Below are 15,175 nucleotides of genomic sequence, written 5' to 3' on the forward strand. Positions count from 1 at the left end.
CTTAGCTCAGCCCGATCCTGCGGCATGAGGAACACAACCGTTGCAGCGCTTTTAATTGTCCTCGATCAATTATGCTAAGATGGGAGTAGTTCATGTTGGGTTTTTCTGTAGAAAATGGTGTTGTGGTTATCAGAACCAAATAAAAATATCAGATCAATGGCACTGCATATTCACAAGTCTTCCAGCGGTTTATGAGGATAAATAAATAACGACATTCTTGGAATGTCGCTTTTATTCTAATTAAGGTTATCATAAATTAATTACAACGCACCTGCATCTCTTGCTGAGTAGAACGAAGGATAAATCGGTCGATAGTTTAGTTCGTCTCTTATTCGCGTTGTATCGACGACCATGTCCCACGGATCATAATCCTTTTGCAGTGCTTCTGACGGTATCTCGCTGTTATCAAGTTGAAAAAGCTCCGCAATTGAGATCGGTGCATCGTCGCCAACATTATAGATTCGGCCATCAAAACCCGGTATAATGGCTGCGAGCAGCAGGGCTTGACTTACGTCCGCGTGGTGTACCATATGGATTCTTTTGGCTGGATTCCAACTACGGAAGTACGGCAGACTTTCAGTAATGTGGGGATCGCGCTCTCCATAAACAAAGGGCAGCCGAACGATGCGCACTCCCAATCCCTGTTCGCGATGAAGCTGCAGCAGCGCCTCTTCGGCCTCAACTTTACTTTGAGGATAAGGATGAACGGGTCTAAGCTCGTCGTCTTCGCGATTTGGTCTCAAGCGATTAACCGAACCATAGACGTTATTGGTACTGGTAAAAACAAACCTTGGCACACCCGCCTTCAACGCCGCATGAGCTAAGGCTATACTGCCATTGAAGTTTGCTGTTCTAGTCGTATTCTCATCTCCCCCCCGGAACTGTGCAGCCAAATGAATCACAACATCAATGCCCTGGAGATCGTCAACATAGCTTTCCGGCTGCAAAAGATCGCCTTCTAAAAGCTCGGCCCCTTGCTGATAAAGCCAATTCGCTTTTGCGGCGTTCCTGACTAACAATTTAACCTGGTGTCCGCGCTGCAGCATACGGGGGACAAAACGGCTTCCTATTTTACCTGTAGCTCCTGTAACAAAAATGTTCATTTAAATCCTCCTAGCTTTTGAATGTCTCAAGGTTTAGCTTAATAGAAGGCTCGATGTGCTGCCTTCCTGTGTTTATCATATGATTGGGAATGTCAGGATAAGGAGGAGTATGATGAAGGAGGTTCCCTCTAAAAAGTTACTAGGTGATTTTTTACGTTCCCGTCGCGAACGCCTTTCTCCAGAAGATGTAGGGTTAGTATCTTATGGACGACGACGGGTGTCGGGGCTTCGAAGGGAAGAAGTAGCCCAGCTTGCCCATATTGGAACTTCATGGTATACCTCATTGGAACAAGGCCGAAGTGTTAATCCATCAGAGGATGTACTCAATAGCATAGCAAACGCGTTGCAATTGACGGAGGATGAACGTGAACACCTCCATCTTCTTGCAAAACCGGCACAACAGGAAAGTGCAGTCAATGAGCAAATGAATATGGGTTTAGAACGGACAATAAGAGCTCTTGAACCCCATCCAGCGTTTATTCTCAATAGATATTGGGATTTGTTGATATGGAACAGAGCGGCTGCATTCGTTTTCCAATTACCGCTATTTTTAAATCATATGCAGCCGAGAACCAATTGGTTGAAACATCTTTTAACGGGCGGCTTGCTGGGGGAGGACAAATACAAAGCACAAGTTGTGATCGCACAGTTTCGTGCAGATTATGCACATTTACGCGATGATCCGAGGTTTAATGAGCTCATTGAGGAATTAAAGAAGACCAGTCAGCTGTTTTGTGATTTATGGCCGTTACATGACGTTCAGGTCGTTACGGATCGCTACAAAAGAAGTTACGATCCTCATATCGGAGAGATGGAGTTTGAACATGTGATCCTCCAACCGTCAAAAAATCCCGACTTGAAGATAATGATTTATACAGCTTCAACAGATACGGCAGCGCGTTTGCAAAGTTTAATAAGCACTCTGTGAGATTGATCATTTACTTGTGACTTCTGTTAAGGCGAAAGCTCTCATGATCTGGTTAGTATGATGTCTTGCCCGTCAGGTTAGTGGAATCCTATCAAAACCGTAACGAAAGTATCGGCAGTATATGAAAGGAGACATAAGCGTAACGAAGTCTGGCGGCCGATTGCCCTGTGGAAAAGATTCTTAAGCTTAAACCCGATTTGATCGTATCGATGACAAATGACAAAAAAGAATATGAAAAGCTCTCAAAAATCGCTCCCACTGTCGTTTATCCGTTCGGCACGTTTAAAGATGCACGCGATGAAATGAAAACGTTTGGCGAGCTGCTCGGCAAGGAAAAGGAGGCTCGGGAGTGGACGAAAACGTTTAATCAAAAAATGAAAGCCGCCCGCGCGAAAATTAAAGATGCATCTGTACAAGGTGAAACGTTCTCTTTAATCGGCGCATATGCAAAATCTGTGTATGTCTACGGGGCCTACGGGTATCGGGGCGGAGAAGCGATCTATACGCAGCTGGGACTGACGCCGCCTGAATCTGTTAAAAAGGATGCCATTGATACAGCTGACGGATATAAAGCCATATCTTTCGAAGTCCTGCCGAAATATGCCGGAGACTACATATTTGTCGATGAATCATACAACGGAAAGCTTGATCAGGACAATCCGGTTTGGACGTCGCTTGACGCGGTGAAAAAAGGCAAGGTCTTTTTCCTCGATCCGGACAGGTTCTGGCCGTATGATCCAAACGCTGTTCAGGCGCAGGCCGAAGAAATAGCGGACATGATTTCCAAGAAAGCGAAAAACGAATAGAAAAGCGGGGAGCCGAAAAGAATGATCCGGCTTCCCGCTTTTTCATTTTTCATAATGCTGAAATTGAATATCCAGTGTCCGGAGGTACGTTTGCAGGCCCGCATCCTGGATGGGGATGATATAGGCCGCTTCACCCGACTCATTATGGTGGGAATGCCATAATCCCGGCGGTGTAATGAAGGCTTTTCCGGTTACCCAGTCAATCCGTTTCGGATCGATGATTTCTTTTGTGACCGGATCGATTTTGTTACCGACTAATGTGTACGTGCCGGGTGCGGCATAGGCGACAAAATCGAGAGCCACCGACTTGTGGCTGTGGGGCGCTTGATTGGAGCCGGGAGGCACGATGCCGAACATCGCCCACAATACATGGGTGATCGTCAACGTTTGATCGAATATATCATTGTTTAAAAGAACGGAAATACGGTTTCGGAAACGGGCGTCAGGAGCGGCGGCCGCTTCAGCCAATTTTGCTTTTGCCTGTTCTGCGGTGTAGAGGGTTGGTTGAAAGCGGGATTCCGACGGCTTTACGCCCAAGTAATGCAGGAGAGGTGAATCGGTGATGTAATAAATGGCTGCATCTTCTGCTGCGGTATGCCGGCTGCTTGAACCGGCAGGCAAAGTCAAAAAATCGCCTTTCTGCCAGTGAATCGTATCTTCGCCCGCTTCGGTACACCCTGCGCCGCTGACAATGTAATATAGTTCGCTTGTCGCGCGGGGGGCGGTGTGAATCGTGTCGCCTGAACGAATCTTGATGAAGTGGGCGAGAAGGGAAGGGCTTGAAGCGGGATATTCCGTCTTCAGTTCTTCAGAGATGTCCAGCGGGATGATCCGCGTTTCACCTGTTTCATACAACTCAGGCCCGAATTCTTTCACAGGAACCGGACTGATTATTCCGCTTCCAATCGGGTCAGAGGCAGTGGTATACTCGAAAAAACGGGCATGTTTCGTCAAATGCTCGGCTCGGGTTTCAAATTGAGAATGCATTGAAAAACCTCCTGTTATTTTTTGATAATTCAATCATATCTCATTTGGAATATGCTAGTAAACCATTACATTGATAGAAACAGATACGGAAAAGAGGGATTGGATTGGGAAAAGGATTGAACGGCAGAAGAATTGCCATCGGAGCATCGCGAAAAACGGATGAAATGAGCACATTAATCAAAAAGCAAGGCGGGGTTCCCGTCGTACGCTCCCTTCAGGGTACCGTGTTTTTGGCCGAAAAAGAAGTAGGTCCTGATTTGCGGGCCTTTGTTGAAACGGGAGCCGACTGGGTGATTTTTACGACCGGAATCGGGACGGAGACGCTTGTCAACCTAGCTGAGGAACTGGGGATCGGCGAGCGCTATTTGCAAGTGATCCGCGAGGCGAAGGCGGCATCGAGAGGCTACAAAACAATCGCCGCTTTAAAAAAGCTCGGCATTACGCCAGTTGCTGCGGATGAAGACGGCACCACCAAGGGACTGATCGACTCTCTTCAATCCTGCGATTTTTCTGGGAAACGGGTGATGGTCCAGCTTCACGGCGAAAATGCACCGTCACTGCTTCAGTTTTTGGAAGAGAAAGGTGCAGCCGTTGTTCCGCTTCTGCCGTATCGCCATGTTGCCCCGGACCGGGAAACCGTCGCTTTATTGTGCAGCGAGATCATCAACCGTGAAGTGGATGCGGTTTGCTTTACAACAGCCGTCCAAGTCCGCTCGCTTTTTCATTTTGCGAAAGAAAACGGCTATGCGGAGAAAATTGTTCAATCTTTTCAAGACCGCGTGTTGGCGGCCGCTGTTGGAAAAGTGACGGCAGAAGCTTTAAGAGAAGAAGGAGTTGAACGCCTGCTCGCTCCCGGCCTCGAACGGATGGGAGCGATGATTGTGGAGCTGGCCCGGTTTTATGAAACGGAAGAGGAAATCAAAACACAGTAAGTGCGAAGGAAATCAGCAGATTGGGGTGTGAGAGTCTCCTTGGGAGGCGCTGCCATGTGATGCAGATCCAAAAGAAAAAAAGCCGCAGACACAGCTTGCCGTGCGGCTTTCATTTTCTGGGCCGTGATACTTTTTGAATCATGCTTTTGAATATGTTGATCGTGAGCCGTTGATTTCAAATTGCTGGGTATCGCCGTGTTTTTTCTGCCGTATCGCCTTGTCAAACGGCTTGCAGCCGCAAAAACAAGAAAAACGCTTCGCCGATGAGCCGAAGCGTTTTTTACTTTATAAAACAAATCGATCTGAAACGAATACAGCGCCGTCTTCATTAAAAATCCGGGCGGGCTTTGTTCCGATGACCCGGATGTCTGAAGTGCTTGCGGCGATTCCCGTTTCTTCAGGCAAGGCGATGACGGGCGTGTCAAAAGCATGCCTATACCTTTCAATCAGCGGATCATGTTCAACCTTGTAGTGGCACCAAACCGCATAGTCTCCCAGGAGCTTTAAGCCGTTAAAATCGCGCAATCCACAAGCGTTGCGATCCATATAAGAGCAAGTCATGATGTTCTTTCCGAGAATGATGGCGCCGGCGCTTCCGCCGTAAATGACGCCGCCGCTTTCGGCATAGCGCTTTAAAACCTCGATAAAGTGAGATTCAATGAATTGTTTGAGCAGACGAAACGTATTTCCTCCGCCGATATATACGGCAGAAAACGCGTCCAAATCGTGCCCGGTTTTGTCTTTGACATCCGTCCACATCACGATATTTTTAACGCCGAGCGGGTGAAAGAGCCGGCTGATCCAATCGAAGCCGTCACCATACCTGTCGGCGTCCATGGCAATCGGAATATACAACAAAGGCTTATGAGGGCAGAGGCTCCCGGCAAAATGCCGATCCAGCCGTTCGGTTTGGTGCGCATCCCCGCCTCCGGAAAGAAACCATTTTCCCATCCTGACCTCCATCCATTTATTATGTTTCCTTTAATTGTTCATTCAGCACGCTGTCCTCCAATACGGCAAATTTGTCTCCATACACTTTCGTAATATGTGTTTCGCCCCAGGCGCACAGTGAATCCAATATGTCTTTAAGCGTCCATCCGTATTCGCTGAGTTCGTATTCGACCTTCGGCGGCACCTGCTGGTACACGATCCGGTTGATGACGCCGTCCTCTTCCAGTTCGCGCAGCTGCTGGGTCAGCATTTTCTGCGTAATGTTCGGCATCAGCCGCTTCAGCTCGCTCGTGCGTTTTTTGCCGTGCGTCAAATGGCACAAAATCACACATTTCCATTTACCGCCAATTACTTCAAGTGTAGCTTCGACAGATATATTGTACTTTTTCTGCTTCATGTTCTCCTCCAAACCATAGGAACTAAAAAGTACCTATCTAACTTTTTGGTTCCTATCGCACTTAAAAGTACGTACTTTTTTTTATAGATGATATGTATCATAATATCATTTGCCGGCAGCCATTTGCTATACATTAAAAACGAAAGGGGGAAAAAGAATGACTTCTGTTCATGATAAAAAACGCAGTACATTAGCGCTTTTAGCCTTGGCGGCCAGCGCATTTGCCATCGGGACAACCGAATTCATCAGCGTGGGACTTCTGCCTTTAATTGCTGATGACATGAACATTTCAGTGACGACCGCAGGGCTGACTGTATCGTTATACGCTTTAGGCGTGACAGTCGGCGCCCCCGTATTGACATCTGTCACATCGAGTATGCCGAGAAAAGCGCTGCTGCTTGTGATTATGATTATTTTTATGATCGGCAACGGGCTTGCGGCATGTGCCGGAAGCATCGGTGTTTTATTAACCGCCCGCGTGATTTCCGCGTTTTCTCATGGCGTATTTATGTCAATCGGTTCAACGATTGCGGCAAGCCTGGTCCCGGCGGATAAAAGAGCCGGAGCGATATCGATTATGTTTACCGGTCTGACGATTGCGATGATTACCGGAGTTCCCATCGGCACGTTCCTCGGTCAGCTGTTCGGCTGGCGGATTGCTTTTGCGGTGATCGTCGCAGTCGGCGCACTGGCGTTTATCGCCAACAGCTTGCTTGTTCCGGCCGATTTGCCAAAAGGCGTCCGAACATCTTTCAAGAGCCAGTTGAAACTTGTAACCAATGGCCGTCTGCTGCTTTTATTCATCATTACGGCGCTTGGTTATGGAGGAACATTTGTTGTTTTTACGTATTTATCCCCGCTGCTTCAGCATGTGACGGGATTTAAACAGGAAGCTGTTGCCGTCATTTTGCTTGCTTACGGCATTGCCGTCGCGCTCGGAAATATCATCGGAGGTAAAGCGGCCAACCAAAAACCGCTTACTGCATTATTCTATATGTTCATCGCCCAAGCTGTTGTGCTTCTCATCTTAACGGCGGCTGCTCCTTATCAGGCAGCGGGCTTTATCGTCATCATGCTGATGGGATTTTTAGCATTTATGAATGTCCCCGGGCTCCAGTCCTATGTGGTAATTCTGGCTGAACGGTTTGTTCCGGGGGCGGTTGATGTCGCATCAGCTGTCAATATCGCCGCATTTAACGCCGGGATCGCGATCGGCTCTTATACAGGAGGCGCCATCACACAATCGATCGGTTTGATTCACACTCCTTGGGCCGGAGCTTTGATGGTGCTCGGCGCCGTCGCGCTGACGGGCTGGAGCAGGGCGCTGGAACGAAATGACCAAAAACAAAATCAAGCTTTAAAGAAAAACTGCGCATGACGCATCCAAAAATATAAGGAGGCCAATGAGATGATGACGGCAAAAAATTTGCAAGATCGAATCCCATTGAATAACGGAACGGCCATGCCCTGGTTTGGACTTGGCGTGTTTAAAGTAGAAGAAGGGCCCGAACTGGTGCAAGCCGTAAAAACGGCAATCAAGCACGGCTACCGCAGTATTGATACGGCAGCCATCTACGGAAATGAAGAAGGGGTTGGCCAAGGAATTCGCGAAGGGTTGAAAGAAGCCGGAATTTCTAGAGAAGACTTGTTTGTAACATCAAAGGTTTGGAATGACGATTTAGGCTATGACGAAACGATTGCAGCCTACGAAGCGAGTCTCGAAAAGCTCGGGCTCGATTACCTGGATTTATACCTGATCCACTGGCCTGTTGAAGGGCGCTATAAAGCGGCGTGGAAAGCACTTGAAACCCTTTATGAACAAGGTCGCGTCAAAGCAATCGGCGTCAGCAATTTTCACGTTCACCATCTGGAAGACTTGCTGAAAGATGCCGCCGTCAAACCGGTCATCGACCAGGTCGAGTATCACCCGCGGCTGACGCAGAAAGAGCTGCAAGCGTTTTGCCGTTCGCATGGCATCCAGCTTCAAGCATGGTCGCCGCTGATGCAAGGCCAATTGCTCAGCCACCCGCTGCTGAAAGATATCGCGGACAAGCACGGCAAGACACCCGCTCAAGTCATTTTACGCTGGGATTTGCAAAACGGAGTCATCACCATTCCAAAGTCGACAAAAGCGGAGCGCATTGCCCAAAACGCGGACATATTTGATTTCGAACTGACCATCGAGGAAATGAAGCAAATTGACGGGCTGAATGAAAACACTCGTGTCGGTCCTGATCCTGATAATTTTGACTTTTAACAAAAACGGCCCCGTTCAAATTTTCGAACGGGGCTTCGACACATTTTTTATCCGCCGTTTTTCACAGGCTAGGACATAATGTGAAAGAGAAAATGAGATATTAAGAGAAAAAAGAAGGTAATAAGTCATAAACTGTGTGAAAAAGGTTATAAAAGTGATAAACGAGGAAATTTGATCATTTATGAAACTTTACACGATGATTGAACGGGCGTAATATAAATCTCATCAAAAAACTGAATAAAATTTCCAATTAACGTAACCGCTGAATTCCGATTGGAAGCGGGGGAACCAATTTTTTGTGGCGCTGCCACTTGGGGTGAATCCTTTTCAAGGTAAGGTGACTCTTTGCACCTGAATCCGACAGCTAACCTCGCAAGCGTTTAAAGAGAACCAAAAAACGTGCATAAAGCACGGTTTCTTAACTGTGCCCAAAAAAGCCGTAAGAGGTTTGTTCTCTTGCGGCTTTTTTTCGTGCAAAAAATATGAAAGGAGGTGAGTGAAGTGCTGGATGTCGTGATGCTGGCCATTGTCGCAAGTTTGGCGGGAATGATGTTTCTGTTGCTGAGATGGGCGGGGAAAACCGCTGATCAATCATAAATGGGAAAGGGTGATTGCCATGGCGATATTGGCAGCGGGAGCAGCCGCCATGTTTATCTATTTGACTTATGCTTTATTGAATCCTGAGAAATTTTAATTGTACACAAATTGGGGGTATTGAAATGACGTCGCTCATATCCATCTGTTTTATCCTGCTTGCCGCATTGTTGGCAGCCAAACCAATGGGGCTTTACATAGCGAAAGTATTTGACGGCGCCCCGTCCAAAATCGACCGGTTTTTCCTTCCGGCGGAACGCTTGCTGCTTAGGCTGGGCGGAGTAAAAGGAGAAAACCAATCGTGGAAGAAATACGCCGCCGCGCTGGTACTCACGAATACGGCGATGATCTTCTTGGTTTATCTCGTTTTTCGTCTGCAGGGTGTATTGCCTTTAAATCCTGAAAAGGTCGCGGGAATGGAACCCACCCTGGCTTTTAATACGGCAGTCAGTTTTATGACGAATACAAATTTGCAGCATTACAGCGGCGAAAGCGGTCTGTCCATGCTTTCGCAGATGATTGCGATCACCTTTTTAATGTTTGCCGCTCCCGCTACGGCGCTGGCAGCGGCGGTTGCGATGATTCGAGGGCTCGCCGGGAAACCGCTCGGCAACTTTTTTGTCGATTTGGTCCGTTCGATCACGCGGATTTTACTGCCGATCACAGTTGTGGTATCGCTTGTTTTCGTCGCCTTAGGCGTACCGCAGACACTTGATGGTTCAGTGACAGCCCATACGTTGAGCGGCGGGGAGCAGTCCATTGTGCGGGGGCCGGTGGCGTCCTTTCTATCCATCAAAGAGCTGGGGAACAACGGCGGGGGGTATTTTGGCGTCAACTCTTCTCATCCATTTGAAAATCCGAATGGATGGAGCAATGCGATTCAAATTTTACTAATGCTCTTGATTACCATCTCACTGCCGTTTACGTATGGGAAAATGGTTGGGAACCTGAAGCAAGGCCGCATTCTTTTTATTTCCGCAGGTCTTCTGTTTTTGCTTTCGGCCGGGGCAGCTTTCATGGCGGAATCCCAAGGAAATCCCGTCATCAATCAGCTCGGAATCGAGCACACAGAAGGCAGCATGGAGGGAAAGGAAGTACGGTTTGGAACATTGAATTCAGCTTTTTATGCGATGGTTACAACCGCGAGCGAGACAGGGGCCGTCAATACGATGCACGACACGCTCACGCCACTAACGGGTCTTTTGGCATTGCTTAATATGATGCTGAACACGGTGTTTGGCGGAATAGGCGCCGGATTGATGAACATGCTTCTATACGCGATGGTTGCGGTTTTTCTGTCGGGATTAATGGTCGGAAGAACGCCTGAGTTTTTAGGCAAAAAAATTGAAGGAAAAGAAATGAAGCTTTTAGCCGTCACTCTGCTGATCCATCCATTGTTAATTTTAGGGGCGTCAGCGCTTGCCCTCATGACGCAAGCGGGTCAGGGCGCAATTTCAAATCCCGGATTTCACGGGATCAGCCAGATTTTATACGAATATACGTCTTCAGCCGCGAATAACGGTTCAGGATTTGAAGGGCTCGGAGACGCGACGCCTTTTTGGAATATAACGACGGGAATTGTGATGTTTATCGGCCGTTATTTTTCAATTGTCACACTGCTTGCAGTTGCGGGGTCACTTTTGAAAAAGCAAACCGTTCCGGAAACAATCGGAACATTTCGCACCGATTCAAGCTTGTTCAGCGGGATTTTTATCGCTTCGATCCTGATCGTCGGGGCTTTAACATTCTTTCCGGTGCTTGTGTTGGGACCGGCCGCAGAATATTTAACATTACGATAAGGGGGCTTTACTTATGAACGATTTGCATCATTCCAGTCAACAGGTCACACCGGATGCCGATGCCGTTCACACAACAAAACAAACGATGAACGACACGATCATCAAAGATGCGGTCAAACATGCCTTTTTAAAATTAGATCCGCGAATTATGGTCAAAAATCCGATTATATTTGTCGTAGAAGTCGGATTTTTCATAACGGTTCTGCTTTCCTTGTTTCCCAGTTTTTTCGGCAGTACGGCGGCTCCCTGGTTCAATCCAGCGGTTTCTTTCATTTTGCTAGTCACCGTGTTATTCGCGAATTTCGCCGAAGCGCTGGCTGAAGGAAGAGGAAAGGCGCAAGCCGACTCTTTAAAACAGACGAAAAAAGGGATTTCGGCCAATAAAGTAATGGATGACCGCATTGAGAAGGTGTCGTCTGCCGAGCTTAGAAAGGGCGACATCGTCATCGTCTCCCAGGGAGAAATGATACCTGGCGACGGAGAAGTCATCGCGGGTCTCGCATCAGTAGACGAATCGGCCATCACGGGAGAGTCTGCTCCGGTCATCAAGGAAGCAGGCGGCGATTTCAGCTCGGTTACGGGAGGCACCCGGGTCGTCAGCGATTCGATTAAAGTCAAGATCACGAGTGATCCGGGTGAAACATTCCTCGATCAGATGATCGCTTTAGTCGAAGGGGCTGAAAGGCAAAAAACACCGAATGAAATCGCGCTGAATACGGTTTTAACGAGTTTAACGCTGATTTTTCTGATAGTTGTTGCGACACTCCCGTTTTTCACGTCCTATCTCGGTTTTCAAATTGATCCCGCCGTCTTGATTGCCCTGCTTGTCTGTCTTATACCGACGACAATCGGCGGGCTCCTGTCAGCCATCGGGATCGCGGGAATGGATCGCGTGACCCGCTTCAACGTTCTGGCGATGTCGGGGAAAGCTGTCGAGGCTGCGGGCGACATTAATACGATTGTTCTTGATAAAACAGGGACGATCACTTTTGGAAACCGGATGGCCGGGGAATTTGTCCCTGTCGGCGATGAATCGCTTCAAACCGTTGGTGAATATGCGGCGCTTGGCTCCATCCATGACGAAACACCGGAAGGACGCTCAGTCCTCGAACTCGCTGATAAACTCTCGATTCACTATGACTCGTCCGTTGCTGAAGCAGGAGAACCTATTGAATTCAAGGCGGAAACGAGAATGAGCGGCGTGAACCTGCCTGACGGAAGGCGTATTCGCAAAGGCGCTGTCGATGCCGTGAAAAAGTGGGTGATCAACAATGGCGGAACGATTCCTTCGAATCTCGATCTGGAAAGCGAACGGATTTCAAAAGAAGGCGGCACACCGCTGGCTGTTGCGGCAGACGGAACAATCTTCGGTTTGATTTATTTAAAAGACACCATTAAACCGGGCATGAAAGAGCGCTTTGACGAACTTCGCAAAATGGGGATCAAAACGGTGATGTGCACAGGCGACAATCCGTTAACGGCCGCTACGATCGCAAGGGAAGCGGGCGTTGATGGCTTTATTGCCGAAAGCAAGCCCGAAGACAAGATTAATGTGATCAAGCGCGAACAATCTGAAGGAAAGCTTGTCGCCATGACGGGCGACGGAACCAATGACGCGCCCGCGCTGGCGCAGGCTGATGTCGGTCTTGCCATGAACAGCGGCACAACAGCTGCCAAAGAAGCAGCGAATATGGTGGACCTCGATTCGAATCCGACGAAAATCATTGAAGTCGTCTCGATCGGAAAGCAGCTGCTTATGACGCGCGGCGCATTGACAACGTTCAGCATCGCAAACGATATTGCCAAATATTTTGCCATCATCCCGGCGATGTTTATGCTGGCGATTCCCGAGATGAACGCGCTGAACATCATGGGGCTTGGTTCGCCGATTTCAGCGATCTTATCTGCGCTGATATTTAACGCGCTGATCATCCCGCTCCTTGTGCCATTAGCCATGAAAGGAATTGCTTATAAGCCGATGAGCTCGAATGCATTGCTGGCCCGCAATTTATTGATCTATGGCCTCGGCGGCGTCATCGTCCCTTTTATCGGAATCAAGCTGATCGATATGCTGCTTCAGATTATTTTGTAAGGAGGAATCGTCATGAAAGAAATCGGAGTAATCTTCAGAATCAGCCTGCTGTTGATGCTGGTTTGCGGGCTTGGATATCCGCTTGCGCTGACAGGGATTTCACAAGCCGCCATGCCTGGAAAGTCAAATGGAAGTCTTATGTATGACCAGAAAGGGAATGTCATCGGCTCTGAACTCATTGGCCAGCGGTTTAGAGACCTGCGGCTCTTTCAAGGGAGAGAATCCAGCATCAATTATGATGCCGCAGGATCTGGATCGCCAAACGAAGCGCCGTCAAATCCCGATTTGCTGAAACGGCTGAAAGCTTCAATTGAAAAATGGAAGGAGGAAAACCCTGATGTTCCTATCAGTAAACTGCCGGTCGATTTAGTCACGAACTCCGCTTCAGGATTAGACCCTGATATCAGTCCTGACGGGGCGATGGCGCAAATTCCGAGAATCAGCAGGCTGACAGGGCTGCCGGAGAAAGAGCTTGTGCAGCTTGTTCATCAGCATACCAAAAGCGACTTCTTAAGTGAACCGCGCGTCAACGTGCTGCTTCTCAATATCGATTTAAAAGAAAAACTGAAGTAGAATGCTTCCCGGTGTCTGATCATACGACACCGGGAAAAACTTGATGAGAAAGCGGAGATGCTGCAATGCGGACAAAAAACACCCGTGATTATCGAAGGAAGACGCCGGGAGAGCTGCTGGCCGAAATTGAAGAGCTGAAAAGAGGGCATTGGACCATTTATATCGGTTCTGCGCCGGGAGTCGGAAAAACGTATCGGATGCTCCAGGAAGCACACGATTTAAAGCGTGAAGGGATCGATGTCGTGATCGGCCTTGTCGAAACGCATCAACGAAAAGACACGGCCGCACTCGTCAAAGGTTTAGAAGTCATTCCAAAACGAAACATTTCATATAAAGGGATAACGATGGGGGAAATGGATGTCGATGCGATTATTGACCGGAAGCCGGACCTTGTGCTTGTCGATGAACTAGCACACACCAATGTGCCAGGTTCGAAAAATGAAAAGCGGTACATGGACGTTGAAGATATTTTACAGGAAGGCATCAACGTGCTGTCCGCCGTCAATATCCAGCACATTGAAAGCGTCCATGATATCGTTCAGCATGTCACCGGGGTGAAAGTGAGAGAACGGATCCCGGACCGCGTGTTGGAATTGGCGAATGAAGTCATCTTGATTGACGTCACTCCGGAAACATTGCAAAAGCGGCTGCAGGAAGGAAAGGTATATGAAAAACATAAGATACAACAGGCTTTAACCCATTTTTTCACGAAAAATAATTTAGCTGCGTTGAGAGAACTCGCCTTGCGTGAAGTCGCAGATGATGTGGATGACCGCCTGGAGCGGACGAACGGCAGTCGCCGGCCGAGGGGAACGAATGAAAAGATTTTGGTGTGCGTCCAATACGGAAAAAATGCCGAAAAACTGATTCGGCGCGGGTGGAGAATCGCAAGCCGGCTGAAGGCCGATCTGCTCGTTTTAAACGTGTCGCGCATGTCAAAGGAGAAGCTGGCCCCAACAGAACGGGATAAAATCGGGCAATGGGAGACGCTCTGTGCACAATTCGGCGCCGAATTTATTTTTAAACACTCAAACAAAAGGCGAATTTCCGAAACAATCACCGATACAGCGAAACAGCATGGCATTACACAAATCGTGCTCGGCCAATCCGCCCGATCGCGATGGGAAGAAATCAGAAAAGGCTCGATTGTCAACAGCATAATGAGACATACAGACGGAATCGACCTTCACATTGTCTCGGATGAGAAAGCTTGAGATTGGGATGCCGTTGTCAAAGGATGTTCAGCGGCGCCTGCGGCCTCCATCTTCAGCAGTTCTTTTTTCATCTCCAATCCGCCCCGGTATCCCGTGAGCTGCCCGTTTTTGCCGATAACCCGATGGCACGGCACCACCATTAACAGCGGATTTGCGCCGATCGCAGCGCCTACGGCCCGGACAGCGTTCCGCTTTTGTATATGCCCGGCGATATCGGAATAGGAACACGTGCTGCCGAAAGGAATTTCGGAGAGCGCCTGCCATACAGCCAGCTGAAAAGGCGTGCCGGCAAGGTCAACAGGAAAGCTGAAATGAGTCCGCTTGCCATCAAAATACGCCTGAATCTGCTCGGCGTATTCTGCCAACCCTTTGTCATCCCGAATGAAAACTGGCTGTGCGTGCCTTTTTTCAGCCCAAGCGGCCAGCTCCCTGAAGCCTTGATTCCATGCCCCTGTAAAACAGAGCCCGCGGGCAGTCGCCGCAATGTGAATCTGCCAGCGGCGGCAAGTCAGCGTACGCCAGTATACGATTCGATCTTCCAT

General features: G+C 48.5%; 15 protein-coding genes and 1 riboswitch. Of the genes, 10 read left to right on the forward strand and 5 right to left on the reverse strand.

Annotated elements, in window-relative coordinates; all coding sequences use genetic code 11:
• Nucleotides 1-260: 260 nt before the first annotated feature.
• Nucleotides 261-1,103, reverse strand: coding sequence for an NAD-dependent epimerase/dehydratase family protein (locus tag MST20_RS13855; protein WP_243942908.1), 843 nt, complete (start codon nucleotides 1,101-1,103; stop codon nucleotides 261-263).
• 112 nt (nucleotides 1,104-1,215) lie between these two features.
• Here MST20_RS13855 and MST20_RS13860 point away from each other — a divergent pair, with 112 nt between their 5' ends.
• Nucleotides 1,216-2,031, forward strand: coding sequence for a helix-turn-helix transcriptional regulator (locus MST20_RS13860; protein ID WP_243942909.1), 816 nt, complete (start codon nucleotides 1,216-1,218; stop codon nucleotides 2,029-2,031).
• Between the two features lie 167 nt (nucleotides 2,032-2,198).
• Nucleotides 2,199-2,837, forward strand: coding sequence for an ABC transporter substrate-binding protein (locus tag MST20_RS13865; protein WP_243942911.1), 639 nt, complete (start codon nucleotides 2,199-2,201; stop codon nucleotides 2,835-2,837).
• Between the two features lie 42 nt (nucleotides 2,838-2,879).
• On the opposite strand, the gene MST20_RS13870 is transcribed toward MST20_RS13865, so the two are convergent.
• Nucleotides 2,880-3,824, reverse strand: coding sequence for a cupin domain-containing protein (locus tag MST20_RS13870; protein ID WP_243942913.1), 945 nt, complete (start codon nucleotides 3,822-3,824; stop codon nucleotides 2,880-2,882).
• A 104-nt stretch (nucleotides 3,825-3,928) separates the two neighbouring features.
• Here MST20_RS13870 and MST20_RS13875 point away from each other — a divergent pair, with 104 nt between their 5' ends.
• The gene (locus MST20_RS13875) at nucleotides 3,929-4,756 is read left to right on the forward strand and encodes a uroporphyrinogen-III synthase (RefSeq protein WP_243942915.1); all 828 of its coding nucleotides are present in this window, start codon (nucleotides 3,929-3,931) and stop codon (nucleotides 4,754-4,756) included.
• 285 nt (nucleotides 4,757-5,041) lie between these two features.
• Here MST20_RS13875 and MST20_RS13880 read toward each other — a convergent pair whose 3' ends face one another.
• Both MST20_RS13880 and MST20_RS13885 read right to left on the reverse strand, forming a co-directional pair.
• Nucleotides 5,042-5,707 (reverse strand): peptidase E, encoded by a 666-nt coding sequence (locus MST20_RS13880; protein WP_243942916.1) that lies wholly within the window; start codon nucleotides 5,705-5,707, stop codon nucleotides 5,042-5,044.
• 19 nt (nucleotides 5,708-5,726) lie between these two features.
• Entirely contained in the window at nucleotides 5,727-6,104 is a 378-nt protein-coding gene (locus MST20_RS13885; protein ID WP_043926545.1) for a winged helix-turn-helix transcriptional regulator, read from the reverse strand.
• Nucleotides 6,105-6,261: 157 nt separating this feature from the next.
• Between MST20_RS13885 and MST20_RS13890 the strand changes: the two genes are divergently transcribed.
• From MST20_RS13890 to kdpDN, 7 genes are all read left to right on the forward strand, one after another.
• Nucleotides 6,262-7,482: an MFS transporter gene (locus MST20_RS13890; protein WP_243942918.1), complete on the forward strand. Its 1,221-nt coding sequence runs from the start codon at nucleotides 6,262-6,264 to the stop codon at nucleotides 7,480-7,482.
• A gap of 30 nt (nucleotides 7,483-7,512) precedes the next feature.
• Entirely contained in the window at nucleotides 7,513-8,361 is an 849-nt protein-coding gene (locus MST20_RS13895; protein ID WP_279600078.1) for an aldo/keto reductase, read from the forward strand.
• A gap of 250 nt (nucleotides 8,362-8,611) precedes the next feature.
• Nucleotides 8,612-8,754, forward strand: a riboswitch (cyclic di-AMP (ydaO/yuaA leader).
• Nucleotides 8,755-8,977: 223 nt separating this feature from the next.
• Nucleotides 8,978-9,055 carry a K(+)-transporting ATPase subunit F gene (kdpF, locus tag MST20_RS21410; RefSeq protein WP_152847393.1) on the forward strand — a complete coding sequence of 26 codons (78 nt, stop codon included), beginning with the start codon at nucleotides 8,978-8,980 and terminating at the stop codon, nucleotides 9,053-9,055.
• A 25-nt stretch (nucleotides 9,056-9,080) separates the two neighbouring features.
• Nucleotides 9,081-10,754, forward strand: a complete 1,674-nt coding sequence (gene kdpA / locus MST20_RS13900) for a potassium-transporting ATPase subunit KdpA (protein ID WP_243942920.1) — start codon at nucleotides 9,081-9,083, stop codon at nucleotides 10,752-10,754.
• Nucleotides 10,755-10,767: 13 nt separating this feature from the next.
• Nucleotides 10,768-12,846, forward strand: a complete 2,079-nt coding sequence (kdpB, locus tag MST20_RS13905) for a potassium-transporting ATPase subunit KdpB (protein WP_377905055.1) — start codon at nucleotides 10,768-10,770, stop codon at nucleotides 12,844-12,846.
• A 12-nt stretch (nucleotides 12,847-12,858) separates the two neighbouring features.
• Nucleotides 12,859-13,419 carry a potassium-transporting ATPase subunit KdpC gene (kdpC, locus tag MST20_RS13910; RefSeq protein WP_243942922.1) on the forward strand — a complete coding sequence of 187 codons (561 nt, stop codon included), beginning with the start codon at nucleotides 12,859-12,861 and terminating at the stop codon, nucleotides 13,417-13,419.
• Between the two features lie 65 nt (nucleotides 13,420-13,484).
• Nucleotides 13,485-14,633, forward strand: coding sequence for a KdpD-like non-kinase potassium sensor (gene kdpDN, locus MST20_RS13915; protein ID WP_243942924.1), 1,149 nt, complete (start codon nucleotides 13,485-13,487; stop codon nucleotides 14,631-14,633).
• Here the strand turns inward: kdpDN and MST20_RS13920 are convergent.
• Nucleotides 14,606-15,175 (reverse strand): methylated-DNA--[protein]-cysteine S-methyltransferase, encoded by a 570-nt coding sequence (locus MST20_RS13920; RefSeq protein WP_243942925.1) that lies wholly within the window; start codon nucleotides 15,173-15,175, stop codon nucleotides 14,606-14,608. The two genes, kdpDN and MST20_RS13920, sit on opposite strands and share 28 nt — an antisense overlap.

Origin of the sequence: Bacillus sp. B19-2 (assembly GCF_022832475.1) — a bacterium.
Taxonomy (GTDB): Bacteria; Bacillota; Bacilli; order Bacillales; family Bacillaceae; genus Bacillus; species Bacillus paralicheniformis.